The 24474-nt window shown below is 62.8% G+C and carries 21 protein-coding genes; 10 read left to right on the top strand and 11 right to left on the bottom strand.

Going from position 1 to position 24474, the window contains the following annotated elements; all coding sequences use genetic code 11:
* Nucleotides 1-320: 320 nt before the first annotated feature.
* Nucleotides 321-1151 carry a hypothetical protein gene (locus AC2FM5_RS11330; protein ID WP_170359843.1) on the top strand — a complete coding sequence of 277 codons (831 nt, stop codon included), beginning with the start codon at nucleotides 321-323 and terminating at the stop codon, nucleotides 1149-1151.
* Entirely contained in the window at nucleotides 1148-2194 is a 1047-nt protein-coding gene (locus AC2FM5_RS11335) for an endonuclease/exonuclease/phosphatase family protein (protein WP_496735603.1), read from the top strand. Before AC2FM5_RS11330 ends, AC2FM5_RS11335 begins: the two co-directional genes overlap by 4 nt.
* On the opposite strand, the gene AC2FM5_RS11340 is transcribed toward AC2FM5_RS11335, so the two are convergent.
* Nucleotides 2189-3100 (bottom strand): Rossmann-fold NAD(P)-binding domain-containing protein, encoded by a 912-nt coding sequence (locus AC2FM5_RS11340; protein ID WP_496735605.1) that lies wholly within the window; start codon nucleotides 3098-3100, stop codon nucleotides 2189-2191. The genes AC2FM5_RS11335 and AC2FM5_RS11340 overlap by 6 nt on opposite strands.
* Nucleotides 3101-3196: 96 nt before the next feature.
* Here AC2FM5_RS11340 and AC2FM5_RS11345 point away from each other — a divergent pair, with 96 nt between their 5' ends.
* Together AC2FM5_RS11345 and leuB are read left to right on the top strand one after the other, a co-directional pair.
* Nucleotides 3197-4090: a LysR family transcriptional regulator gene (locus AC2FM5_RS11345; RefSeq protein ID WP_170461234.1), complete on the top strand. Its 894-nt coding sequence runs from the start codon at nucleotides 3197-3199 to the stop codon at nucleotides 4088-4090.
* 143 nt (nucleotides 4091-4233) lie between these two features.
* The gene (gene leuB / locus AC2FM5_RS11350) at nucleotides 4234-5337 is read left to right on the top strand and encodes a 3-isopropylmalate dehydrogenase (protein WP_496735607.1); all 1104 of its coding nucleotides are present in this window, start codon (nucleotides 4234-4236) and stop codon (nucleotides 5335-5337) included.
* A 48-nt stretch (nucleotides 5338-5385) separates the two neighbouring features.
* Here leuB and AC2FM5_RS11355 read toward each other — a convergent pair whose 3' ends face one another.
* Nucleotides 5386-7572 carry a transglycosylase domain-containing protein gene (locus tag AC2FM5_RS11355; RefSeq protein ID WP_496735609.1) on the bottom strand — a complete coding sequence of 729 codons (2187 nt, stop codon included), beginning with the start codon at nucleotides 7570-7572 and terminating at the stop codon, nucleotides 5386-5388.
* A gap of 255 nt (nucleotides 7573-7827) precedes the next feature.
* Here AC2FM5_RS11355 and AC2FM5_RS11360 point away from each other — a divergent pair, with 255 nt between their 5' ends.
* Together AC2FM5_RS11360 and AC2FM5_RS11365 are read left to right on the top strand one after the other, a co-directional pair.
* A complete protein-coding gene (locus AC2FM5_RS11360; protein WP_093963790.1) occupies nucleotides 7828-8166 on the top strand; it encodes a P-II family nitrogen regulator in 339 nt (112 codons plus the stop codon).
* A gap of 34 nt (nucleotides 8167-8200) precedes the next feature.
* Nucleotides 8201-9529, top strand: coding sequence for an ammonium transporter (locus AC2FM5_RS11365; RefSeq protein WP_496735611.1), 1329 nt, complete (start codon nucleotides 8201-8203; stop codon nucleotides 9527-9529).
* Nucleotides 9530-9598: 69 nt separating this feature from the next.
* Here the strand turns inward: AC2FM5_RS11365 and AC2FM5_RS11370 are convergent, their stop codons facing one another.
* The 4 genes from AC2FM5_RS11370 to AC2FM5_RS11385 form a co-directional block, all read right to left on the bottom strand.
* A complete protein-coding gene (locus AC2FM5_RS11370; protein ID WP_496735613.1) occupies nucleotides 9599-10783 on the bottom strand; it encodes an amino acid aminotransferase in 1185 nt (394 codons plus the stop codon).
* Complete coding sequence (gene sseA / locus AC2FM5_RS11375) at nucleotides 10783-11637, bottom strand: 3-mercaptopyruvate sulfurtransferase (RefSeq protein WP_170372517.1); 855 nt, start codon at nucleotides 11635-11637, stop codon at nucleotides 10783-10785. The genes AC2FM5_RS11370 and sseA overlap by 1 nt, the downstream gene beginning before the upstream one ends.
* A gap of 80 nt (nucleotides 11638-11717) precedes the next feature.
* Nucleotides 11718-11987, bottom strand: a complete 270-nt coding sequence (locus AC2FM5_RS11380) for a CBU_0592 family membrane protein (protein ID WP_170365659.1) — start codon at nucleotides 11985-11987, stop codon at nucleotides 11718-11720.
* A gap of 22 nt (nucleotides 11988-12009) precedes the next feature.
* Nucleotides 12010-12573 (bottom strand): helix-turn-helix domain-containing protein, encoded by a 564-nt coding sequence (locus AC2FM5_RS11385; RefSeq protein ID WP_496735619.1) that lies wholly within the window; start codon nucleotides 12571-12573, stop codon nucleotides 12010-12012.
* A gap of 105 nt (nucleotides 12574-12678) precedes the next feature.
* Between AC2FM5_RS11385 and ilvD the strand changes: the two genes are divergently transcribed.
* The gene (gene ilvD / locus AC2FM5_RS11390) at nucleotides 12679-14511 is read left to right on the top strand and encodes a dihydroxy-acid dehydratase (RefSeq protein WP_170342535.1); all 1833 of its coding nucleotides are present in this window, start codon (nucleotides 12679-12681) and stop codon (nucleotides 14509-14511) included.
* A 126-nt stretch (nucleotides 14512-14637) separates the two neighbouring features.
* Here the strand turns inward: ilvD and AC2FM5_RS11395 are convergent, their stop codons facing one another.
* A complete protein-coding gene (locus AC2FM5_RS11395) occupies nucleotides 14638-15456 on the bottom strand; it encodes a sulfotransferase family protein (RefSeq protein ID WP_170367498.1) in 819 nt (272 codons plus the stop codon).
* 143 nt (nucleotides 15457-15599) lie between these two features.
* On the opposite strand from AC2FM5_RS11395, the gene AC2FM5_RS11400 reads away from it, so the two are divergent.
* Nucleotides 15600-17177 carry a DUF5928 domain-containing protein gene (locus AC2FM5_RS11400; RefSeq protein ID WP_496735622.1) on the top strand — a complete coding sequence of 526 codons (1578 nt, stop codon included), beginning with the start codon at nucleotides 15600-15602 and terminating at the stop codon, nucleotides 17175-17177.
* A gap of 44 nt (nucleotides 17178-17221) precedes the next feature.
* Here AC2FM5_RS11400 and amaB read toward each other — a convergent pair whose 3' ends face one another.
* Together amaB and AC2FM5_RS11410 are read right to left on the bottom strand one after the other, a co-directional pair.
* Entirely contained in the window at nucleotides 17222-18721 is a 1500-nt protein-coding gene (amaB, locus tag AC2FM5_RS11405; RefSeq protein ID WP_496735645.1) for an L-piperidine-6-carboxylate dehydrogenase, read from the bottom strand.
* Nucleotides 18722-18738: 17 nt separating this feature from the next.
* Nucleotides 18739-19845, bottom strand: coding sequence for a saccharopine dehydrogenase family protein (locus AC2FM5_RS11410; protein WP_496735624.1), 1107 nt, complete (start codon nucleotides 19843-19845; stop codon nucleotides 18739-18741).
* 245 nt (nucleotides 19846-20090) lie between these two features.
* Between AC2FM5_RS11410 and AC2FM5_RS11415 the strand changes: the two genes are divergently transcribed.
* Entirely contained in the window at nucleotides 20091-21089 is a 999-nt protein-coding gene (locus tag AC2FM5_RS11415) for a LacI family DNA-binding transcriptional regulator (protein WP_170343223.1), read from the top strand.
* Here AC2FM5_RS11415 and AC2FM5_RS11420 read toward each other — a convergent pair whose 3' ends face one another.
* Nucleotides 21090-22223, bottom strand: coding sequence for a Gfo/Idh/MocA family protein (locus AC2FM5_RS11420; RefSeq protein WP_496735627.1), 1134 nt, complete (start codon nucleotides 22221-22223; stop codon nucleotides 21090-21092).
* Between the two features lie 43 nt (nucleotides 22224-22266).
* Complete coding sequence (locus AC2FM5_RS11425; RefSeq protein WP_170421088.1) at nucleotides 22267-23370, bottom strand: Gfo/Idh/MocA family protein; 1104 nt, start codon at nucleotides 23368-23370, stop codon at nucleotides 22267-22269.
* A gap of 96 nt (nucleotides 23371-23466) precedes the next feature.
* On the opposite strand from AC2FM5_RS11425, the gene AC2FM5_RS11430 reads away from it, so the two are divergent.
* Entirely contained in the window at nucleotides 23467-24471 is a 1005-nt protein-coding gene (locus tag AC2FM5_RS11430) for a PfkB family carbohydrate kinase (RefSeq protein WP_496735630.1), read from the top strand.
* Nucleotides 24472-24474: the final 3 nt, after the last annotated feature.

The raw sequence follows: 24474 nt of genomic DNA on the forward strand, positions 1-24474 counted from the left end.
ACCTGTGGATACTCAACCAGACGGGGTCGCCAAGGCGGCCCCGTTCGCATTCTTGGGGTTAAAGTCAAAGCAACCACAACATGTAGAGAATCATTTCCATTACACGTCGAATTTGCGACGTGAATGATGCAAAGCCGCACCAGTTTCGCCATCTTTTTGCCCGAAATCACGTGTTTTCTGCACCTCGGCTTGAGCGTAATGCCGCTTATCGCCAATGATGGCGCTAAAGGGGCATCCGCCAAATATCGAGATTGGCGGGCATCAAGTTGGAACCAAGTCGGCGAAGAATCGACTGGTCCGGTTTGGAAAGGGTTCGGATAGTGATTGCTCGCACAACAGGGGCTGCGATACGGGGATTGTTGGTGGCACTTCTGGTGCTGACACCCGCATTGTATCTGCCCGCATCTACGTCCAACGGGACCGAGATCGTTGTCTTTCTGGCAATCCTGGCATTCATTCTGACATTCGCCGAATACAACTCGGCTTTTCCCAGCTTTATCGAATTCCGCGATGCGCCGCCCGTGAACAGGCTGCGCTTTGTCGGCCTGATGTCGATGATCTCGTTCCTGACCCTGATCTGCAAGAACGCCTATGCGCCGACGGAACTGACCAGCACCGTGTATTCGGTCGGCCTGGCGGTCGCGAATGTCGTGGACTTCCCCTATTCACCTGTCCGCCTGGTGGTGTTGATGCTGCCTGCTGACGCGAGCCAACCCCTGGTCGAGTTGGTACGCATAACGGCAAGTGTCGCCTATGTCGCCGCTTTGGTCACGATCGCCAGCTTTGCCTATGCGGTCAAACTGCGTGGATGGCCCACTGGCAATGGGGCATTCAATGTCTGGACCAACCTGCCCCTGTTCGACCCCACCAAGGGTGGAGACGTGGTGACTCGCCTGCAGCGCGACGGTCGGTTGAACATCTCGGTCGGCGTTCTGCTACCGTTCCTGATTCCGGCCCTGATCAAGCTGCTCACGGATTTCATTGATCCGCTGTCGTTGTCCAATCCGCAGACGTTGATCTGGACCATGAGCGCGTGGGCTTTCCTGCCGGCCAGCATGATCATGCGCGGGATGGCAACCCTGCGCATTGCCGGGCTGATCGTGGAAAAACGCCGCGCCTACTCGACCACCGAGACGACCCAAACCGCATGATCCGTATTCTTGTTCTGCTGTTGCTGCCGTTTGCGGCGCAGGCAGAGCCAGTGCGCGTTGCCAGCTTCAATGCTGAGCTAGGCCGTAAAGGTCCGGGCTTGCTGCTGCGTGATATTCGGCGCGATGATCCCCAGGTGCAGGCCGTGATTGACGTTCTGACTGCCGCTGCCCCCGATGTCCTGGCCCTGCAAGGCATCGACTGGGACCATGACAACCTGGCCCTGTCCGCGCTGGCTGATCGGTTGCGCGCGGCAGGGCTGGATTACCCGCATCTCTTCGCTGGTCAGCCCAACTCGGGGCTGATGACGTCGCTCGATCTGGACGGGGACGGAGAACGGGGCGGACCCGGAGACGCCCAGGGATGGGGCCGTTTCACCGGAAATGGCGGGCTGGCCGTGCTGTCCCGTTATCCGATCGCAAAGGATGAGGTTCGTGACCTTTCAGCGCTGCTTTGGAAGGACCTGCCCGGCGCGACGCTACCCACCCTTGGCGGGTTGCCTTTCCCGTCCGAACAAGCCCACGCTGTTCAGCGCCTGTCGTCGACCGCCCATTGGATCGTGCCGGTGGAGACACCTCAAGGCCGCCTGAACCTGATGACCTTTCACGCCACCCCTCCTGTCTTCGACGGGCCTGAGGATCGCAACGGATTGCGCAATCGCGATGAGATCCGGCTGTGGTCGGTGTTGCTTGACGGCGGGCTGGGTCCAGCCCCGAAAAGTCGTTTCATCATTGCCGGTGACGCCAATCTTGACCCGAACCTGGGCGAGGGGCGCAATGAAGCCATCCGCGATCTGTTACAGCACCCCAGCCTGCAGGATCCGCGACCCGTGGATGGCGCAGGCTCGGCTGTAACGGTGGTCTGGAAGGCGGTGGGTGAACGGCGTGTTGACTATCTGCTGCCATCGGTCGACTGGGTGGTTGAAAACGCCGGCATCCGCTGGACTGACGCCAAAGGCGCGCCCCTTGCCGCGGCCCGCAAGGCCAGCCGACATCGCCTGATTTGGGTTGACTTGTCACACCCTGACATGCCGCCGGGCCTATGACAGGCCCTGAACTCGATCCACGTCTGTGGTTCGCGGGCTATCATGCGACAGGTCAGACACAGCGGTTTTCAATGCCTCGTGCAGCGGCGTGGATGCGAAATCGCTGATCAACGAGTCGAAGAACGAGCCATCCAAGCGGTGCGGCGTGTCCCACAGATAGCGCATCTCAAGCAGATGCGGGGCCAGTTTCCAGAACGGCTGGGCCAGAACAATTGGCCACCAGTTCATCTGCTTCAGGCGCACCGGAGCCCCGGTCACTTCCGACAAGGCCTGTGCCAATTGGCGGCCGGTCAACGTGTATCCGGCAAAAGGAATGTCGCAATAGCGCGGCAAGTCATGCCGCATCTCGGCCAACTGAACCGCAGCGCGGGCCAGATCCGGCAGGTAGGCCCAGGCATGGGCAATGTCAGGGTCACCGGGATAGACGAAACGCCCTTTGGCCAGGGGCTTGATCATGATCTGGTCGAACCAATTGCCGGAGGCTTGCGTGTCAAGGAAATCCCCGGCGCGCAGGATCACGGTGCGCACGCCCGACGACCGATAGGCCTCCTCCATACGGATCCGAATCTGGCCCAGAGGGTTGGTTGCAAGATGCGGCGTATCTGCCGCCCACGGCCCGGGCGTGTCGGCCCCAAAAACATAAACGTTACCGGGCACGATCACGGTCGCCCCGGTTGCCTTCGCCGCACCGATGACCTGAGCGTGCAAATCCGGCACCTGCCGCGCCCACTCGGTGTATGGCGGGTTCCAGCCATTCACGATGACATCCGCACCCCGGGCTGCGGTGGACAGATCATCCCTCGCGCGGTCAAATCCCCGCACCGTCCATCCGGCCGTTTGAAACGCGTCTGCGGCATTGCGGCCAAAACGCCCCGAAGATCCCAGGATCAGCACCTTTCCCGTCATCACAACCTCCTGTCAGCCCTGGCGGTTGAACAAAAGATATCCATTCACTCACCTTTGGGAATTGCCGAAAAACGCAGAGCATGTATTCATCTGCGCATGGATAAAACCTTGGCACTTTCTGATTGGTCTTTGGTGCAGAGCTTTCTGGCAGTTGCGGAAACGGGATCGTTGTCGGCGGCTGCGCGGGAACTGGGGCGCAGTCAGCCGACGCTTGGTCGCCAGGTGCAGGCGCTCGAGACGGATTTGGGCGTGTCGCTGTTCGATCGCCATGCGCGAGGCCTCAAGCTCAGCGCAGCCGGCCAGCAATTGCTGCCGATGGCGCAACAGATGCACACGGCCATGCGTCAGCTGAGCCTGGCCGCCGCCGGGCAGTCGCAACAGCTGGGCGGTACGGTCCGCATCACCGCGTCAGTCTTCGCATCGCACCATATCCTGCCGTCCATTCTGGCGGACATCCGCAGGCAAGAACCTTCGATCCAGCTGGAACTGGTCGCCACCGACACCAGCGAGAACCTGCTGTTCCGCGAAGCTGATATCGCAGTTCGCATGTACCGCCCCGAGCAGGTCGATATCGTGACCCGGCATCTGGGCGACGTACCGTTGTGTTTCTGCGCAGCCCGGTCGTATCTGGACCGCGCCGGTCGGCCAACCACCCCCGAAGAGTTGTTTCAGCATGACCTGGTAGGTTTCGACTCCAACAACCTGATCATCTCGAAAATGCAGGCCAAGGGTTGGCCTGCCAGCAAGGAAAACTTTGCCACCCGTTGCGATCTTCAAAGCGCCTATTGGGAGTTGATCCGTGCGGGTTGCGGCATCGGTTTCAGCCAGGTTCAAGTGGCCGAGGCTGATCCTGCGGTCGAAATTCTGCCGCTGGATGTGGACATCCCGGTTCTGCCGGTCTGGCTGGCTGCGCCGCAGGCCATGCGGCAGACACCGCGCATTCGCCGGGTCTGGGACCTGCTGGCAGAAGGGCTGAAAGCCAGCCTGTGACCCAGATCGGGTGACCGGCGCATGTTCAGCGGCGTTTTTCGCGCTGTACGGCCCTGATTCCGCGCATTTTGACCAGAACGCCTCATTGACCAGATGCACCGCAAACGCTAGGCCCGATGCTGAAAAACGCAAGGAGACCGTTCATGTCCAACCCCTCGCTCCTCATCCTGCCCGGAGACGGAATTGGCCCCGAAGTCATGGCCGAAGTGCGCAAGATTATCGGCTGGTTCGGCGCCAAGCGCGGCCTTGAATTCGACGTGAGCGAGGATCTGGTCGGCGGTGCCGCCTATGACGTGCACGGCAAGCCCCTGTCGGACGAGACGATGGCCAAGGCGCAAGAGGTCGACGCGGTTCTGCTGGGCGCCGTGGGCGGCCCGAAATACGACGATCTGGATTTCAGCGTGAAGCCCGAGCGCGGCCTGCTGCGCCTGCGCAAGGAGATGGACCTGTACTCGAACCTGCGCCCGGCCCAGTGCTTTGACGCGCTGGCCGATTTCTCGTCGCTCAAAAAGGACGTGGTTGCCGGTCTCGATATCATGATCGTGCGCGAACTGACCTCGGGCGTCTATTTCGGCGAACCGCGCGGCATTTTCGAGGAAGGCAACGAGCGCGTGGGCATCAACACCCAGCGCTACACCGAATCTGAGATCGAACGCGCCGCGCGCTCGGCCTTTGAACTGGCGATGCGCCGCAACAAGAAGCTGTGCTCGATGGAAAAGGCCAACGTAATGGAATCGGGCATCCTGTGGCGCGAGGTGGTGACCCGCGTGGGCCAGGACTATCCCGAGGTCGAGCTGAGCCACATGTATGCCGACAACGGCGCCATGCAGCTGGTGCGCGCACCCAAGCAGTTCGACGTGATCCTGACCGACAACCTGTTCGGCGATATCCTGTCGGATTGCGCGGCGATGCTGACCGGCTCGCTGGGCATGCTGCCCTCGGCCTCGCTGGGCGCGCCGATGGCCAACGGTCGGCCCAAGGCGCTGTATGAACCCGTCCACGGCTCGGCCCCCGACATCGCCGGTCAGGGCAAGGCCAACCCGATCGCCTGTATCCTCAGCTTTGCGATGGCGCTGCGCTACAGCTTTGACCAAGGCGCCGAGGCCGATCGTCTGGAAGCCGCGGTCGAAAAGGTTCTGGCCGATGGTGTCCGCACGGCTGATCTGCTGGCCGAAGAAGGCGTTCAGCCGGTTTCGACCAGCGAAATGGGCAATGCGATCGTCGCCGCGCTGGACGAAAGCCTGTAACGACCGATCCGGGCGGCGCCCAGCGCCGCCCGTCTGATCATCTGCGGTCTAGTTGCCGCCAAAGAGATCCTTCAACAGACTGTCGACGGCCTTGGCAAAGCCACCCTGCTGCCTGCGGCGTGGCTGGGATTGCTGAGTCGTCTGGACCGGAGCGGCCGGAGCCAGCATCGGCAGAGGGGTCGGAGTCATGCCTTCGGTGACCCGCACCATGGTTTCCTTCCAAATCTCGGCTGGCAGCCCACCGCCGGTCACGCCCGACAACGGCGTGTTGTCGTCATAGCCCATCCAGACACCGGCCACATAGTCCGCGGTAAAGCCGATGAACCAAGCATCCCGGGCGGCCTGGGTCGTGCCTGTTTTGCCTGCAACCTGCCATCCCGACAACTTGGCGCGTTGTCCGGTTCCCTCGGATACCACGCGCTCCATCATCCAGGTCAGTTGCTTGGCAGCTTCGTCTCGGATTACTCGCTCGCCGATTCCGGTTGTCGTCACCATCATCGGGGCATCATCGCCCAGCAGTTTCAACTCGGTCAGGCCGTAAGGTTCCACGGACGAGCCACCATTCAGGATACCGGCATAAGCGCCGGTCATTTCGATCAGTGTGCTTTCCGAGGCGCCCAGCGCCAGGGCTGGGCCCGCCGCCAGATCGCTTTCGATGCCAAACCCGCTGGCAACGGTGCGCACATTGTCCAGCCCAGCAACCTCGGCCACCTTGACGGCCGGGATGTTCAACGAGTTCTTCAGCGCATCAGCGAGGGTCACGCGACCGTAGAACTTGTTGGTGTAATTCTTTGGGCACCACTGGCCGGACCCCGGGATGTCGATGCAATATGGCTCGTCCACTACCGTGGCCAGCGGCGAATAGCCCAGTTCCAGCGCGGTGGCATAAACAAAGGGTTTGAACGAGGACCCGGTCTGGCGCAGCGCCTGCGTCGCGCGGTTGAACGCACCCGACACCTTGGTCTTGCGTCCACCCACCATGGCCCGGACCGCACCATCGGCCGACATCACCACGATCGCGGCCTGCGCTTTTGAGCCTTCACTGACCTTTTCGTCGAACACCTGTTTCAGCGCCGCTTCGGCCGCCTGCTGGATCCGCTGGTCCAGCGTGGTCTTGATCACCACGTCCTCGGTGGTGTTGCGGGTAAAGAATTCGGGGCCGCTGGCCATGACCCAGTCGGCAAAATAGCCCCCGGCGCGGGCGGCGGCGGCCTCGGACAGCTCGGCCGGGTTGTTGCGCGCCACGGTTGCCTGTGACGTGGTCAGGTAACCCTGATCCTCCATCAGGCTGATGACCACCTTGGCCCGGTCCTGCGAGCGTTGCAGGTTGTTGGTGGGCGCATAACGCGTGGGCGCCACCAGCAGCCCCGCCAGCATCGCCGCCTCGGCCGGGTCCACCTCGGCCGCGGACTTGCCGAAATAGCGCTGGCTGGCCGCCTCGAACCCGCGGGCCCCGGCCCCCAGAAACGCCCGGTTCAGATAGATGGTCAGGATCTCTTCCTTGGAGTATTTGACCTCCATCGCCATCGCGTAGATCGCTTCTTTGGCCTTGCGCCACAGCGAGCCCTGACGGCAGTCGGCTTCATACGCCGCTTCCGATTCCCACTCAGTCGGGTCGTACGGGACGCCCAGACACAGCAGCTTGGCCGTCTGCTGGGTGATGGTCGAACCGCCATGCCCCGACAGTGGGCCACGCCCCTCGGACAGGTTGATTTTCACCGCACTGGCAATACCGCGCGGACTTACGCCGAAGTGACGGTAAAAGCGCTTGTCCTCGGTCGCGACAACCGCATTCTTCAGATGCGGCGACACGGTGTCGGTGGTGATAACGCCGCCGAACTGATCCCCGCGCCAGGCAAAGACCTTGCCGTCCCGGTCCAGCAGCGTGACCGACCCGCGCGCGCGCCCGTCCAGCAGGGCATCGACCTCGGGCAGGGTGGAGTACACAACCCCAACGGCAAGCGCCAGCAGCAGAGCGGCTATCGCACCCACCCGCCAGGTCAGCCCCCAGATCAGGCGCCCTATCCAGCGGAACAGCCGGCGAAAGAAGCCGCCCTGCCCGCCTCCCGAACGTTTGCCCCGGGGCTTGCGACTGGTCTTTCGGGTCGTGGTCTTGCGCGCCGTCGCCTTCTTGCCCGCCGGTTTCGCCGTCCGCTTGGCAGACGAGGTCTTGCGGCCTCCGGACGGATACCGTTTGTCCGCCACCAGCGGTTTTCGACGCTTGGACTCAGTCATGCTCAAACTCTGCCCGTTTTTGCTTTTGTGGCACCATACCGCGCTGTCGCGCCCATGTAGAGGTGTGAAATAGCGCGAATTCCCCTCTCACACTTGCGTATTTTTTAATCACTTTGCCGTTTTTGTGCAAAAAATGTGCAACTTTACCCCTCTTCCCCAGCGTCTTTTTGCCGAAATCGTTCCTTGCGCGGCCATGTCGGGCTCTTTTTCTGCAGGTGCAAAGCCGGACCCACCGGAACAGAAGAGGGGAAAGACGTGAAACTGATCATTGCGACAATCAAGCCGTTCAAGCTCGAGGAGGTGCGCGAGGCACTGACCGAGGCGGGCGTGCGCGGCATGATGGTGACCGAGATCAAGGGCTTCGGCTCGCAATCCGGTCACACCGAAATCTATCGGGGCGCCGAATACGCGGTGAACTTCGTGCCCAAGATCAAGCTGGAAATCGTGGTGCCCGCCGCGATGACCGACCAGATCGTCGAGACCATCACCAAAACCGCCAAGACCGGCAAGATCGGCGACGGCAAGATTTTCGTCCTCGATGTCGAGCAGGCCCTGCGCGTGCGGACCGGGGAACTCAACGAGGAGGCGCTGTAAGGCGCCACGACCGACAATCATTCGAGGACTGAACATGAACCTGATGAAATCACTCATCCCTGCCGCCGCGATCGTCGCGCTGCCGCAGATGGGCCTGGCGCAGGAGGCCGCCGCATCCGGCGAAACCGCGCAGCATACGCAATACATCCTGACTTCGCTGCTGTTCCTGATGGGCGGCTTCCTGGTGTTCTGGATGGCCGCGGGCTTTGCAATGCTCGAGGCCGGTCTGGTGCGCTCCAAGAACGTGGCGATGCAGCTGGTTAAGAACATCGGCCTGTTTTCCTTTGCCGCGATCATGTACTGGCTGGTCGGCTTCAACCTGATGTATCCGGGCGACGGCTGGACCATCACCAACATTCTGGGCGCCTTCTCGCCCACCTCGCTGGAACCGGTCGGCCTTGATGGCGTCGAAACCGATCTGTCCTATGCGTCGGTCGGTTCGGACTTCTTCTTCCAGCTGATGTTCTGCGCCACCACCGCCTCGATCGTGTCGGGCACCATGGCCGAGCGGGTCAAGCTGTGGCCCTTCTTGATCTTCGTGATCGTCCTGACCGGTGTCATCTACCCCATCGAAGCCTCGTGGCAGTGGGGCGGCGGCTGGCTGTCCGAAATGGGCTTCAGCGATTTCGCGGGCTCGACCCTGGTGCATGCCGCAGGTGGCTTTGCCGCGCTGGCCGGAGCCATCGTGCTGGGCCCCCGGATCGGCAAATACAGCAAGGACGGCAAGGTCGTTCCGATCCCCGGCTCGAACCTGGCGCTTGCCACCCTGGGTACGTTCATCCTGTGGCTGGGTTGGTTCGGCTTCAATGGCGGCTCGCAGCTGGCCATGGGCACAATCGGCGACATGGCTGACATCAGCCGCATCTTCGCCAACACCAACATGGCCGCAGCCGCCGGCGCCGTCGCTGCCCTGATCCTGACCCAGGTGATGTACGGCAAGGTCGACCTGACCATGGTGCTGAACGGTGCGCTGGCCGGGCTGGTCTCGATCACCGCCGAACCGCTGGCACCGTCGCTGTTCCAGGCGCTGATCATCGGCGGCATCGGTGGCGTGATCGTGGTCTACACCGTGCCGCTGCTGGACAAGATGAAGATCGACGACGTGGTCGGCGCCATCCCGGTTCACCTGATCGCGGGCTTCTGGGGCACCTTCATCGTGGCCTGGACCAACGGCGACGCGTCCTTCGTGACCCAGATCATCGGCTTTGCGGCCATCGGGATCTTCGTCTTCGTGGTCAGCTACATCCTGTTCTCGATCCTCAAGGCCACCGTCGGCCTGCGGGTTGGCGAGGAAGAAGAGATCAACGGCCTCGACATGGGCGAGCTGGGCATGGAAGCCTATCCCGAGTTCTCGAAGGGCTAAGCCGTCTACAAACCAAACAAAAAAACCCGGGCATTCGTGCCCGGGTTTCCTTTTTTGAAATGCCTGAGCTCAGACGCCAACGTCGATGATGGCCTTGGCCAGGATCGGCACGGTGGCCTCGTTCAATCCGGCGATGTTCATGCGGCTGTCGCCGACCATGTAGATGCCATGCTCGACCCGCAGCTTCTCGACCAGCTCGGGCGCGGCGCCCAAGCGCGAGAACATGCCGCGATGCTGGGCCAGGAAGCCGAACCGGTCCGATCCGCTCAGCCGCTGCAGTTCGTCCGCCAGCTGGCGGCGCAGGCCCAGCATCGACATTCGCACCTCTTCCAATTCGGCCATCCAATCGGCGCGCAGGCCCTCATCCATCAAAATAGTGGTCACCACGCGCGCGCCGTGATCCGGCGGGAACGAGTAGTTCTGGCGGTTCAGAAACGCCAGCGTGCCCTGGTTCAACGCGGTCTGGCCCGCATCGGCACTGACGGCCATCAGCAGGCCGGTCCGCTCGCGGTAGACACCGAAATTCTTCGAACAGGACGCCGCGATCAGGCATTCCTTGACCGACGCAGCGACAAGCCGGGTCGCCTGGGCATCCTCGCTCAGACCGTCGCCGAAGCCCTGATAGGCGATGTCAATCATCGCCACTAGACCACGGTCGTTGATCAGGTTCACCACCTCTTGCCACTGGACCATGTTCAGGTTGGCGCCGGTCGGGTTGTGGCAGCAGCCGTGCAGCAACACGACGTCGCCCGCCTTGGCAGTCTTGAGGTCCTCGATCATGCCGTCGAAATCGACGCCACGGGTTTCCTCGTCGAAATAGCGGTAGGCGACGGTTTCGATGCCCAGATAGTTCAGGATCGAGATGTGGTTCGGCCAGGTCGGGTTCGACACGAACACCCGGGCCGAGGGGTTGGCCATGCGGATCAGCTCGAACGCTTGCCGGCAGGCACCGGTGCCGCCCGGGGTGGCCACGGCGGCGATGTTGGCGCGCGGCACGCTGGTGCCGAGGATCAGGCTGATCATCGCATCGGCATAGACCGGATCACCGGCCAGCCCGGTATAGGCCTTTGAGTCCTGCTCTTCCCAGATTCGCTGCTCGGCGGCCTTGACCGCCCGCATCACCGGGGTCACCCCATTGGCGTTTTTGTAGACGCCGACACCCAGATCAATCTTCTGTTCGCGCGGGTCCTCGCGATACATCTGCATCAGGGCCAGGATCTTGTCGGCTGGCTGCGGCTTGAGGTTTTCAAACATCAGGAGTCTCCGGTTGCGACGGGCAGGGTCGGGAAGGCGCCCCATTCGGCCCAGCTGCCGTCATAAAGCGAATGGTCTTTCTTGCCCATGCGCTCGAGCGCAAGGCTGAGGATCGCGGCGGTCACGCCTGACCCGCAGGTGGTGATGGCGGGTTTCGACAGATCGACGCCTGCGGCTTCGAACACCGCGCGGCAGTCCTCGGGCGATTTCATGGTGCCATCGGCACTCAGCAACTGTCCGAAGGGCACGTTGCGCGAACCGGGGATGTGCCCCGCCCGCAGCCCCTCGCGCGGTTCGGGCTGCGATCCGGCAAAACGGTCGGCGGCGCGGGCATCGATGATTTCGTGATCGGCCAGCTTGGCGGCGGCTGAGACCTGGGTCACGTCGCGGACCAGGTGGTTCTGCACCCGCACGGTCATGTGGCGGTCGCGGATGACGGGGGGCAGATCCTCGATCTCGCGCCCTTCGGCAACCCATTTGGGCAGGCCGCCGTCCAGAACGGCGATGTTCTCTTGCCCCATCAGGCGGAACAGCCACCAGACACGCGCCGCCGAGAACAGGCCCGCGCCGTCATAGACCACGACCTGATGACCGTCGCCCACGCCCATGGCCCGCAGGCGCGACATGAATTTCTCGACCGGAGGCGCCATGTGCGGCAGGTCCGAGCGGTGGTCCGAGATCTCGTCGATGTCGAAGAACCGCGCGCCGGGAATGTGCCCAGCCTCGTATTCGGCGCGGGCGTCGCGCCCCTGCTGCGGCAGGTACCACGAGGCGTCGAGGATCCGCAGATCCGGGTCCTTCAGATGGGCGGCCAGCCATTCGGTGGAAACCAGGGTTTTTGGATCGTCCAGCATCAATGCCTCCCCTTTACGCGCAGGGATTTCCCTATACGCGCAAGGGTGCGGGTTCAAGGCTGGATCGGGTCTCTGCGGCCCTATCGCGCCCGTCGCAGGCGGAAATGCTGGATGATGCCGATCACGCTGATGGCGATCCAGAAACTTTCGATCAGCATCGAGGCCAGGTTGAAATTCTGCAGCAGCGAATAGACGATCAGAACCGACCCCACCAGGTTCACGACCGGAAAGGCCAGATCGTCGGAATTCATCATCCGCATCTGGGTGGCGAAATAAGCCGCGACCACGATCAGCGCCCCGAAGGACCCGATGCCATCGGCCAGCGTCAGACCGTTCAGGAAGTCCGTCATCGGGTCATCTCCTTCTGCCGTATCAACCGGCCGCGGCGGTGGCGGGCCGGTGTCCGTAGTGATGCATGTTCAAGAATGCCGCGCCCTCGGGGCCGGCGCGATAGCCATGCGGCAGGTCGGCGGGAAAGCGCAACCCCTGGCCCGCGCTCAACGGCACCCATTCGCCGTTCCGCAGCACCTCGAGCGCGCCGCTGAGCAAAAAAACTTCCTCGGTCACGCCGGCGGCATGGGCGGGGGATTCGTGGCACTGGTTGGGGTCCAGTTCGACGTGAAAGGTCTCGGCCCCCAGAACCGGGTCGAAGGGAAAGACGATCTTGACCTTCAGACTGCCCGGAAAGGTCACGGTGCGGAACCGGGCCGCATCCGCCGGATCGCGCAGGGCGCTGGTGCCGATCAGCGCGCTCAGCGGCATCTGGAACCCCTTGGCGATCTTCCACAGCGTCGCGATGGTGGGGCTTGATTCGCCGCGCTCGATCTGGCCCAGCATGGCCTTGCTGACTCCGGTCAACTCGGCCACTTTGGCCAGGCTCAGCCCCGATGCCGCACGGACGTCTCTGAGTTTCAGGGTGATGTCATCCGATTCCATGGCCACGTCCCGCGATTTACCTTGTGCGTTATAACGCACATGTGCTACGTGCGCTATAACGCACGCACCCCCGGTTTTGCAACCGGGCAAAAGGGAAACAGCATCATGCCAATGTACCGATCCAGAACTTCGACCCATGGCCGCAACATGGCCGGTGCCCGTGGCCTGTGGCGCGCCACCGGAATGGGCGACGACGATTTCGGCAAGCCGATCATCGCCATCGTCAACTCGTTCACGCAATTCGTGCCGGGGCACGTCCACCTCAAAGATCTGGGTCAGATGGTCGCCCGCGAGGTCGAGGCCGCCGGCGGCGTGGCCAAAGAGTTCAACACCATCGCCGTCGATGACGGCATCGCCATGGGCCATGACGGGATGCTGTATTCGCTGCCCTCGCGCGAGATCATCGCCGACAGCGTCGAATACATGGTCAACGCACACTGTGCCGATGCGATGGTCTGCATCTCGAACTGCGACAAGATCACCCCGGGCATGCTGATGGCAGCGATGCGCCTGAACATCCCGGCCATCTTCGTCTCGGGCGGGCCGATGGAGGCCGGCAAGATCGACATCGCCGATCTGGATGTGAAGAAGATCGACCTGGTCGATGCCATGGTCGCCGCCGCCGATGACAAATACACCGACGAGCAGGTCAAACATATCGAAGAAAACGCCTGCCCCACCTGCGGATCGTGCTCGGGCATGTTCACCGCGAACTCGATGAACTGCCTGGCCGAGGCGCTGGGTCTGGCGCTGCCGGGCAATGGCTCGACGCTAGCCACCCATGCCGACCGCAAGGAGCTGTTCCTGGAGGCCGGCCGCCGCATCGTCGAAATCACCAAGCGCCACTATGAGCTGAACGAAAAAGGCTTCCTCCCGCGCGAGATCGCGACCTTCGAGGCCTTCGAAAACGCCATGAGCCTGGACATCGCCATGGGCGGCTCGACCAACACGGTGCTGCACCTGCTGGCCATCGCGCATGAGGGCGGGGTGGATTTCACCATGTCCGACATGGATCGGCTGAGCCGCAAGGTGCCCTGCCTGTGCAAGGTCGCGCCCAACACCGAAAACGTCCACATGGAGGATGTGCATCGCGCGGGTGGCATCTTCTCGATCCTGGGCGAGCTGAGCCGCGCCGGCCTGCTGCATGACGACTGCTGCACGGTGCATTCGGCCAGCATGGCCGAGGCCATCGCCAACTGGGACATCACGGTGACCAACAACCCCAAAGCGCAAGATCTGTTCAAGGCCGCCCCCGGTGGCGTGCGCACGACCCAGGCGTTCAGCCAGTCGAACCGCTACAAGGAACTGGACACCGACCGGGCAAACGGCGTGATCCGGTCCAAGGACCATGCGTTCAGTCAGGATGGCGGTCTGGCTGTTCTGTTCGGCAACATCGCGCGCGACGGCTGCATCGTGAAGACCGCAGGTGTGGACGAGAACATCCTGAAATTCACCGGCACCGCCTATGTCTGCGAAAGTCAGGACCAGGCGGTGAACGACATCCTGACCGGCAAGGTCAAGGAAGGTGACGTGGTCGTGATCCGCTATGAAGGCCCCCGCGGCGGGCCTGGTATGCAAGAGATGCTGTACCCGACCTCGTACCTGAAATCCAAAGGTCTGGGCAAAGCCTGTGCGCTGCTGACCGACGGTCGCTTCTCGGGCGGCACTTCGGGCCTGTCGATCGGGCACGTCTCGCCCGAGGCGGCCGAAGGCGGTGAGATCGGCCTGGTTCAGAACGGGGACACGATCGAAATCGACATCCCCAACCGCTCGATCCACCTCGCCGTGTCCGACGAAGAGCTGGCAGCCCGCAGGGAAGTCCAGGACGAAAAGGGCTGGGTTCCTGCCGCACCGCGCAAGCGCAAGGTGTCCACGGCACTGAAGGCCTATGCCAAGCTGGCGACCAGCGCTGCAAAAGGCGCGGTGCGTCAGGTTTGAACACTACCGGCCTGCGTCATGCGGGCCGGTCCGTTGCCTGAGACCGAAATGCTCCCGCGCCTGACAGGACCCATCGGCTGCGCCGCTGCCTACTCTGGTTGGGCGGGAGCACTCCGAAAAGTTGGGTCAGTCACCCAACTTGGCGTGAATCTCATCCAGGTCGATTTCACCTGTCGGCATCTTGTTGGCCGGGTTCTCGAAATCGTATTTGAACAGTTCGAAATCCTGTTTGTAGATCTCATAGACCAGGTGCATCGACAGGTCGTCGAAATAGTCCTCGACCGGGTGCGCACGTTTGGGGCCGTGGCCCTCGGATTCGTTGAAGCGCGGAATTTCGGACAGGGTCACGGGATGCGGGGTTTCCAACGCGTCCAGCACGCCTTGCATCCCGTCGTTGAATTTTTCGGTCCAGAAAATCCGGTCATAGCGCCCGCCATTCACGATGAAGGTCGACACATGCCCCGACATGGCCGACCAGTGGATGTCCGGGTCCATTGGCCGCCGCCAACGGATCGTGTCGCGGGCAAACAGAAGAAACCGGCGGAAACTGGCAATCTGGTCGAATTCGCCCTTGCCGTCCTCGCCCCCGACCTCGATCCCGTAATTGTAGATCAGCGTCGGCACCAGATTGCCCCGGTACCGTTTCCCGTTGCGCTGAATGCCGCAGATCTTGTCGAAGAACGAACTGAGGATCCGCGTGTAGGGGTTGCGCACACAGGTGAAGGCGAACGACTTGTGCCCGCGCACATTGGCCGAGATCACATCCTGGCTGTGGTCAAACGCCCATTTGTGCATCCCGTCTTTGGCGTCGTGGATATCGCCGTCAAAGAACCGACCATGATCCGAGTAATACATGATTTGCCCGATGGTCGAGCAGGCGCATTTGGGCACGACGCGATAGACCATGCTTTCGCTTTCGGTCATCCATGTACCGGGAAATCCCATCTGCCATGCCTCCTTAGCCGGCCGAGTCTCAAGGTGATGCGCCAGCTTTTGACGCCAGAGAAGCAAAAATATTCTGTTTATTCAATCGCTCATCCTCAGTATCACGGTTGGAACCGGGCAGTAACGGACTTCATGCAACGCCAATGGCCAAGATCGCCTACATTCTGCTGTGTCACAAAGACCCTGACGCGATTATCGCACAGGCCGAACGGCTGACGGCCGCAGGGGACTGCATGGCCATCCATTTCGATGCCAGCGCATCCGCACAGGACTTTGACCGGATCCAGACGGCCCTGAAAAGCAATCCCAATGTGACCTTCGCGGCCAGGCGGATCAAATGTGGCTGGGGGGAATGGTCGCTGGTGCAGGCAACACTGAACGCGGTGCAAGCTGCGGTCGAGGCCTTCCCGCGAGCGACCCATTTCTACATGCTGTCGGGCGACTGCATGGCGATAAAGACCGCGGAATATGCGCATCGGTTTCTGGATGAAACCGACAAGGATTTCATCGAAAGCCACGACTTTTTCGAAAGCGACTGGATCAAGACCGGCATGAAGGAAGACCGGCTGATCTATCGCCACTATTTCAACGAACGCACGCAGAGCAAACTGTTCTATGCCGCCTACGAGGCCCAGAAACGTCTCGGCCTGACCCGCGAGATCCCGGAGGATCTCCAGATCATGATCGGCAGCCAGTGGTGGTGCCTTCGCCGCCGGACAATCGAGATGATCCTGGATTTCCTGCGCCAGCGTCGGGACGTGGTCCGTTTTTTCTCGACCACCTGGATTCCGGACGAGACGTTCTTTCAGACCCTCGTGCGCCACCTGATCCCCAAAACCGAGATCGAAAACCGCACGCTTACTTTCCTGATGTTCTCGGACTATGGGATGCCGGTTACGTTTTACAACGATCACTACGACTTGCTGCTGACCCAAGATTACCTGTTCGCCCGCAAGATCAGCCCCGAGGCGCAGTTGCTGAAGCAGAAATTGGGCGCGCTCTATGCCAGCGAAAGGGTCGAATTCCAGATATCGAACGAGGGTCGGAATCTACACAGATTTCTGACCGGCCGTGGCCGCGTGGGACGCCGGTATGCACCCCGCTTCTGGGAAACCGCCAACACGCTGGGCGCCGATCGCGATTTGTACATGGTCGTCTGCAAGAAGTGGCATGTGGCCAAGCGGCTGATCGACCAGATCGCCTCTGAGACCAACCTGCCCTGCATCGAGTACCTGTTCAACGAGGAGGCCGCCCCGCTGCCCGATCTGGGGGGCTTGGAGACCACGCTGGTCAAACGATCCCGGCATCGCAGGGCGGTCACCCGGATGCTGTACGATCACTTCGGCGCCGACCGGCTGCTGATCTGCCTCGATCCCGCCAGTCTGGATATCGTACAGGATTTTTGCTCGGACAAGGCGCGCACGCATGTTCTTGAAATCGAGTGCACTTATTCAGACGCGTATCTTGTCGGCCACGCCCACAGGGTCGGGTTGGCCGGAGAAAACAGCCCAGCCGCAACCGTCGAACGCCTGTTACCGACGATACGCAGCGATCTGGCCTATGAATCCGAACAGCTGCGCGGTGCGGGGATCGAGAGGTTCTTCCGATTGCGCGAAACCGCTGACCCGGCCGAGAACGTGGCCGCGATCGCGGGCTTCCTTGGAGTTTCGGAGGAAACCGCCCAGTCGATCATGCAGCTTGATTACCTGTTCACGGACTGAACGCATGTGTTGGCCCGGCCGCGCTAGGCCGCCGGGCCGGGTTTTCAGATGTCGAACTTCACGCCCTGCGCCAATGGCAACTCGGCCGAGTAGTTCACGGTGTTCGTCTGGCGCCGCATATAGCCCTTCCAGGCATCCGAGCCGCTTTCGCGTCCGCCACCGGTTTCCTTCTCACCGCCGAACGCGCCACCGATCTCGGCGCCCGAGGGGCCGATATTCACGTTGGCGATGCCGCAATCGGACCCGGCGGGCGACAGGAACTGTTCCGCCTCGCGCATGTTCAGCGTGAACACGCAAGACGACAGGCCCTGCGGCACGTCGTTCTGCATCTCAAGCGCCTCGTCGAAACCTTCATAGCCCATCACATAGAGGATCGGCGCAAAGGTTTCGGTCTTTACGATCTCGGTCTGGCCGGGCATTTCGACGATCGCGGGCTGCATGTAGACACCGCCCTCGGGCACGCCGTCCATCACGCGCTTGCCGCCAAAGACGGTGCCGCCCTCGGCCTCTGCCGCCTTCAGTGCGGCCTCCATCGCCTGACCCGAGGCCGCATCCACCAGCGGCCCGACCAGCGTGCCGTCAGCCAGCGGGTCACCGATGGGCAGGCCGGCATAGGCCTTTTTCAGCCGCGCAACCAGATCGGCGCGGATCGAGTTGTGCACGATCAGCCGCCGCAGCGTGGTGCAGCGCTGACCCGCGGTGCCCACGGCCGAAAACACGATGGCCCGCACCGCCATTTCCAGATCGGCCGAGGGGCCCACGATCATGGCGTTGTTGCCGCCCAGTTCCAGGATGCATTTGCCGAACCGCTGAGCCACGATCGGTGCGACCGCGCGGCCCATCCGGGTCGAGCCGGTAGCCGAAATGATCGGCACCGCCTCGCTGGCCACAAGCGCCTTGCCCAGATCGGCACCGCCGATCAGCAGTTGCAGCAGCCCGTCGGGCGCATCGCCGAACCGGGCCACGGCCTTTTCAAAGATCTTCTGACAGGCCATCGCGGTCAGGGGCGTTTTCTCGGACGGTTTCCAGATCACCGGGTCGCCGCAGACAAACGCCAGCGCCGCGTTCCACGACCAGACCGCGACCGGGAAGTTGAAGGCCGAGATCACTCCGACCGGACCGGCCGGATGCCAGGTCTCCATCATCCGGTGGCCGGGGCGTTCCGAGGCGATGGTCAGGCCATACAGCTGGCGCGACAGGCCCACGGCAAAATCGCAGATGTCGATCATCTCCTGCACTTCGCCCAGACCTTCCGAGGTGATCTTGCCGGCCTCCCAGCTGACCAGCGCGCCCAAGTCCTCCTTGGCCGCGCGCAGCTCCTCGCCCAGCAGGCGGATCAGCTCGCCCCGGCGCGGGGCGGGCACGGTGCGCCAGGCCTTGAAGGCTGCCGTGGCGCGGGCAAAGACCGCATCCATGTCGGCAACGGGCGTTTCATGCACCCGCGCCAGCACGCGGCCGTCGATGGGCGAACGGACCTCCAGCGACCCGCCGGTCAGCTCGGCTGCCGTCAGGCCCAGTTTTTCGAGTGTGTGTTCTGCAGTCATGACTACGTCTTTCATGTTCAGGCCGCCTTGTTCTGGGGGGTCACTTCGCCAGCGCGGTACAGCTGGCCGAATTCGGTGTTCAGGAAGTCATCCAGCCCGACCTGCTCTTGCCGGACAAAGCCTTGGGTGGGCAGCGCGCCGGTGCGCATCAGGTCGACCACGCCCAGAACGCCGGCGGCGGTGGTGATCTGGATCGCGCTCCAGACCTGGCCGTCGAAGGTGCGGGCAAAGGATTTGTTGATCAGGGATTTCTCGCGCAGGGCCCCGTCGATCATGCCCTTGGCCGTGCAATAGACCAGAACCACATCCTGATCGGTGCGCGGCAGCGCGGTTTCAAAGATGTCCTTCAACAGGTCGCGGCGCTGGCCCAGGCCCAGATCGGTCAACAGCAGTTTCAGGATGTCGCGATGGCCGGGATAGCGGATCGAGCGATAGGACACCGCCCGCGCCTTGCCGGCCAGCGTCTCGGGCAAGGTGCCCAGGCCGCCCGAAGTGTTGAAGCATTCGTATTCCACACCGTCATGGCCGATGATCTCGTAATCCTCGAGCGGCGCGGTCTTGACCCGTTCGCCATTCACGATGGCGTCGCAGGGGTTGCAGTATTCGTTGATCAGCCCATCGGTGGACCAGGTCAGATTGTATTTCAGCGCATTGGTCGGATAGAGCGGCAGCGCGCCCACTCGCATGTGCAGGCTGTCCAGCGTGTCGAAGTCGGCCGCCAGTGCGGCTCCCGCTATGCCGACGAAACCCGGGGCCAATCCGCATTGCGGCATGAAGGCGGTGCCGCTGTCGCGGGCCAGTTCGCGCACGGCGTTGGTCGCGGCGACATCCTCGGTCAGGTCGAAATAATGCGCACCCGCGGCCTTGGCCGCCTTGGCGATGGCAGACGTCAGGAAAAACGGTGCGGCCGAGATCACCGCATCGAACCCCGCAAGCCCCTGTGCCAGCCCGGCTTCGTCGCCCGCGTCGATCTGGCGGGTGGTGATGCCCTGCCTGTTCAACGCCGACAAGGCCGTCAGGTCATGGTCGGCCACGGTTACGGTATAATTGTGCGATTTCTTCAACAGGGCGGCGATCATCTGTCCGATCTTTCCGGCCCCGACGACGCAGATGTTCCAACTCATTGCGCGCCTCCTCCTCTGCTCTGGTTCCAGTATGACCGCGCCGCCGTCCGGGCACAGCAATCGAGTTGACGAAACGGGCGGCTTTTCCGCCATAATGACGAAAATTGAATCATAATGTCGGATCACGGCCGCAGCGTCTTGGAACCTGACGTCAGGGGTGGAAATGCCTTGCAACCGATTGCACCATTTTTGCAATGATGCGACATTCAACAGACCCGATCGACCTCACGAAGGAGACCAGGCAAGTGGGCGTTACGCTGAAGGAAGTTGCGGCCTTGGCCGGGGTGTCGCGGTCGGCGGTGTCGCGCACCTTCACGCCGGGCGCCTCGGTCTCGGCCAAGACCCGCGCCAAGGTGGAAAAGGCCGCCAAGGAACTGGGCTACAGCCCCAACGCGCTGGCCTCGTCGTTGACGACGGGGCGGACCAAGCTGATCGGGCTGATCTCGAACAACTTCCACAACCCCATCTTTCTTGAGGTTTTCGACCAGTTCACCCGCGCCCTGCAGGAACGCGGGCTGCGCCCCCTGATCGTGAACCTGACCGACGAGACCGAGCCCGCCAATTCCGTGCGCATGCTGCGGCAATATTCGGTGGATGCGGTGATCGTCGCCTCGTCGACCTTGCCGCCCAGCTTTGCCAAGGCGTTCCACGATGCCGGCGTGCCGGTGGTGCACACCTTCGGGCGCTCGGCGACCTCGCCCGAGGTGCATGTGGTGGGCATCGACAATGTGGAATGCGGACGCATGGCCGCGCGCGAGTTGGTCTCGCGAGGCTATGCCAGCGTGGGCTATCTGGGCGGGCCGATCGATGCGACCTCGGCACGGGACCGGCAACGGGGCTTTACCGAGGAAATGGCAAACCACCCACAGGTTCCCGTCAGCCACTCTTTCGCCGGGGCCTACTCCTTCGAGGCCGGCCGGGCCGAGATGCTGCGCCTGCTGGCGGGTGACCCGGCGCAGGCCTATTTCTGCGGCGACGACATCCTGTCGATCGGTGCGCTGTCGGCGCTGGCCGACCACGGGCTGAAACCGGGTTCCGACATCGGGATCATCGGCCTGAACGACATGGAGATGTCGCGCTGGGAATACATCAACCTGACGACCATCCATCAGCCGATCAAGCAGATCATCACCGCCTCGGTCGATCTGGTCGAAGAGATGCTGAAAACGCCCGATCGCTACCCCGAGGCGCGGATCTTTCCCTGCCGGGTGATCGAGCGGGGCACGTTGCGGCCCCGCCCTTGATCAGCGGAACATCGGCGGGCGCGCGTCCTGCCAGGCGCCCTCGGCCCGGGCCGAGGCCACGGCCGCGTGCACCGCGGCAATCGAGCGGACGCCATCGGCGGCATCGGGCAGCCCATCGCGCGGTTCGCCCCGGATCGCGTCGGCCAGATCGCAATAGATATTGGCCACGGCCAAAGGAAAGCCCTCGGGATGGGCGATCGCCACGCGCGACAGACGCATGGCGTCTTCATGCAGGCCGCCCTCGCCCTTTTCGATGATCTGGGTTCGTCCACCGACCGGGGTATAGATCAGCTGGTTGGGGTGTTCGGACGCCCAGCGCAGCCCGCCGGTCTCGCCGAACACCTGGATGTCGAACCCGTGCTGCCGCCCGATCGCCACGGACGAGGTCCACAACCGGCCCACGGTGCCGCCCTCCATCCGGAAATTGACCATGGCGTCGTCCTCCAGCTGGCGGCTGGGAATGGTCGAGGCCATGTCGGCCGACAGCGTCGCGACCTCGTCATCGCAGATGAAGCTGGCCATGTGCAGCGCGTGGATGCCGCAATCGGCGAATTGCCCCGACACGCCCGCCATGGCCGGGTCATAGCGCCAGCGCACGCGCGGATTGTCCGCGTCGGTGGCGTCCCCATGGTGGCCGTGGCTGAAATTGGTGACGACCAGGCGCACCTTGCCGATCTCTCCGGCGCGGACCATGGCGCGAGCCTGCCGCACCATCGGATAGGCCGAATAGCAGTAGTTGACCGCGCAGATCCTGCCCGAGGCCCGGGCCACGCGCACGATCTCTTCGCCCTCTTCCACGGTCATGGTCATCGGCTTTTCGCACAGCACGTTGAACCCGGCCTCAAGATAGGCCTTGGCGATCTCGAAATGGGTCGCGTTCGGGGTGGCGATGGTCACAAGGTCGATCCGGTTGGGCCGGTCCTTTTCGCCGGCCAGCATTTCCTGCCAGTCGCCATAGGCGCGGTCGGCGGGCACACCCAGCCGCTGCGCATAGGCGCGCCCCGCCTCGGGCCGGTGGTCCAGCGCGCCGGCGGCGAATTCGAACAGGCCGTCGGCCTGTGCGCCCAGACGGTGGGCGGGTCCGATCTGGCTGCCTTCTCCGCCCCCGATCATGCCCCATTTCAACTTTGCCATGGTCTTGGTCTCTCTGCGAACGATGTTGGAAAACGTGCCGGGCCTAGAACGCGCCAACGTCCTGCCAGCCGCGACTGTCGGCCGAGGCCAGCGCCGCCGCCAGCACCCGGTTGACCTCGTGCCCGTCCCGGAAGGTGGGCCAGTTGCTCCGGCCGGAATGAATGGCGGTCAGAAAATCCTTGGCTTCGATGATGATCTGATCCTGATATCCGGTGCCGTGGCCGGGACCCTGGCAAAAGGGCTCATAATCGGGATGCTCCGGACCGGTCAGGATCTTGGTGAAACCGCGCTGGGCCTCGGGGCCTTCGCGGCGATAGAGCCACAGGGCGTTCTGATCCTCCTGGTCAAACCGGATCGCGCCCTTGGTGCCCGAAATCTCGTAGGCATAACCCATCTTGCGGCCGGTCGCGATACGGCTGAAATATAGGTTCCCCATGACGCCGTTTTCAAACCGACACATCATCTGGGCGTGGTCGTCATTGGTCACTGCACCGCCCGGGCGGGTGTGGTGAACGGTTTCCACATCGGCCATGACCTGCGCGATCGGCCCCACCAGAGCCAGCGCGCCATTGACCATGTGCGGCGCCAGATCGCCGATGGTGCCGTTGGCCATGCCGGTCGTGCGCCAGGTCGCCGGGGCCTCGGGGTCGGCATAGAAATCCTCGGTATGTTCACCGCGGAACCATGTGATGTCGCCAATGGCGCCGTCGGCGATCAGCTGGCGGGCAAACTGGCTGGCCGGGGTGCGGACATAGTTGAACCCGACCATGTTGACGGTGCCCGAGGCCTCGGCCGCCGCCACCATGGCACGGCTGTCCTCAAGCGACGCGCCCAGCGGTTTTTCGCACAGAACCGGCTTGCCAAGCGCCAGCGCCGCCTCGGCGATCTGCCGATGCGTGGATTGGGGCGAGGCGATCACGACGGCCTCGACCGCCGCGTCATTGACCAGCGCCCGCCAGTCGGCTGTGGCACGGCGGAACCCGTAGGCGGCTCGGTAGCGTTCAGCACTTTCGGGGCTAGAGGCGCAGATCATCTCGAGCCGCGGTCTGAGCGCGGTGTCGAACACGGCGCCCACGGCGGACATGGCCACCGAATGGGCCTTGCCCATATAGCCGCCTCCGACGATTCCAATTCCGATTTCTGGCATTTTGGGCGGCTCCGAACATACTGATTGCAACCGGTTGCAAAATCAGTATCGTGAGAATCGATCCAATGCAAGGTCCATCGGATCGGCGGGATCAAAATGCCTGGGAGGTACAGTTTGAGTCACTTGATCGACGGCATCAAAGGAAACCGGTTTGCCGTTTTCGGGCGCGCTGGCATGGACATGTTCGCCGATCCGGTCGGTGTCAAAAGCGAACATGCCGACATGTTCCGCGCGGACTTGGGCGGTTCGTCCGCGAATATCTGCGCGGGTCTGGTCAAGCTGGGCAGCCAGGCGTCGCTGATCACCTCCGTCTCGGATGACGCGGTTGGGCGGTTCTGCCTCAACAAGTTGCATCACTATGGTGTCGACACCTCTTTCATTCGCGTCGTCGGCGGTGAATACCGCATGTCCTTGGCGGTCTATGAAAGCTGCATCGAGGACTTTCAGAACGTCATCTACCGAAACGGCGCCGTCGATTTCCAGGTCACCGAAGATGACATGGACCGGGTCGACTATGGCCGTTTCAGCGCGGCGATCTCGGCCGGAACCGTGTTTGCCGCCGAACCGTCGCGCAACGCCACGTTCCGCGCCTTCAAAAACGCGCGCAAGGCTGGTCTGCCGGTGATCTTCGACATCGACTACCGGCCCTACAGCTGGCCCTCGGCGCAGGTCGCCGCCGACGTGCTGTCGCGCGCGGGCGAGGCCAGCGACATGATCGTCGGCAATGACGAAGAATTCGGCTTCATGGCCGGCGGGATCGAGAAAGGCTTCCGGAAAGCCTGCGATCTGGCCGAGAAACCCGGCCGCATCGTCATCTACAAGATGGGCGAAAAGGGCGCCGTCACCCTGACCGACGGGCAAGAGATCCACACGGGCATCTACCCGGTCACGGCCGTCAAACCCAACGGCGCGGGCGACAGCTTCATGGCCGGGCTGCTGGCCTCGGTCGCGGCGGGCCATTCGCTGGAACAGGCGGTGTTGCGCGGATCGGCCTGCGCCTCGATCGTCGTGTCCAAACCGGGCTGCGCGCCCGCCATGCCAACCACCGAAGACTTGGACGCTTTCCTCGCGTCCCACACCGGCCCCACCCCGGCCGGATAGGAG

The sequence above is a fragment of the Ruegeria sp. BHSA162 genome (assembly GCF_059613385.1).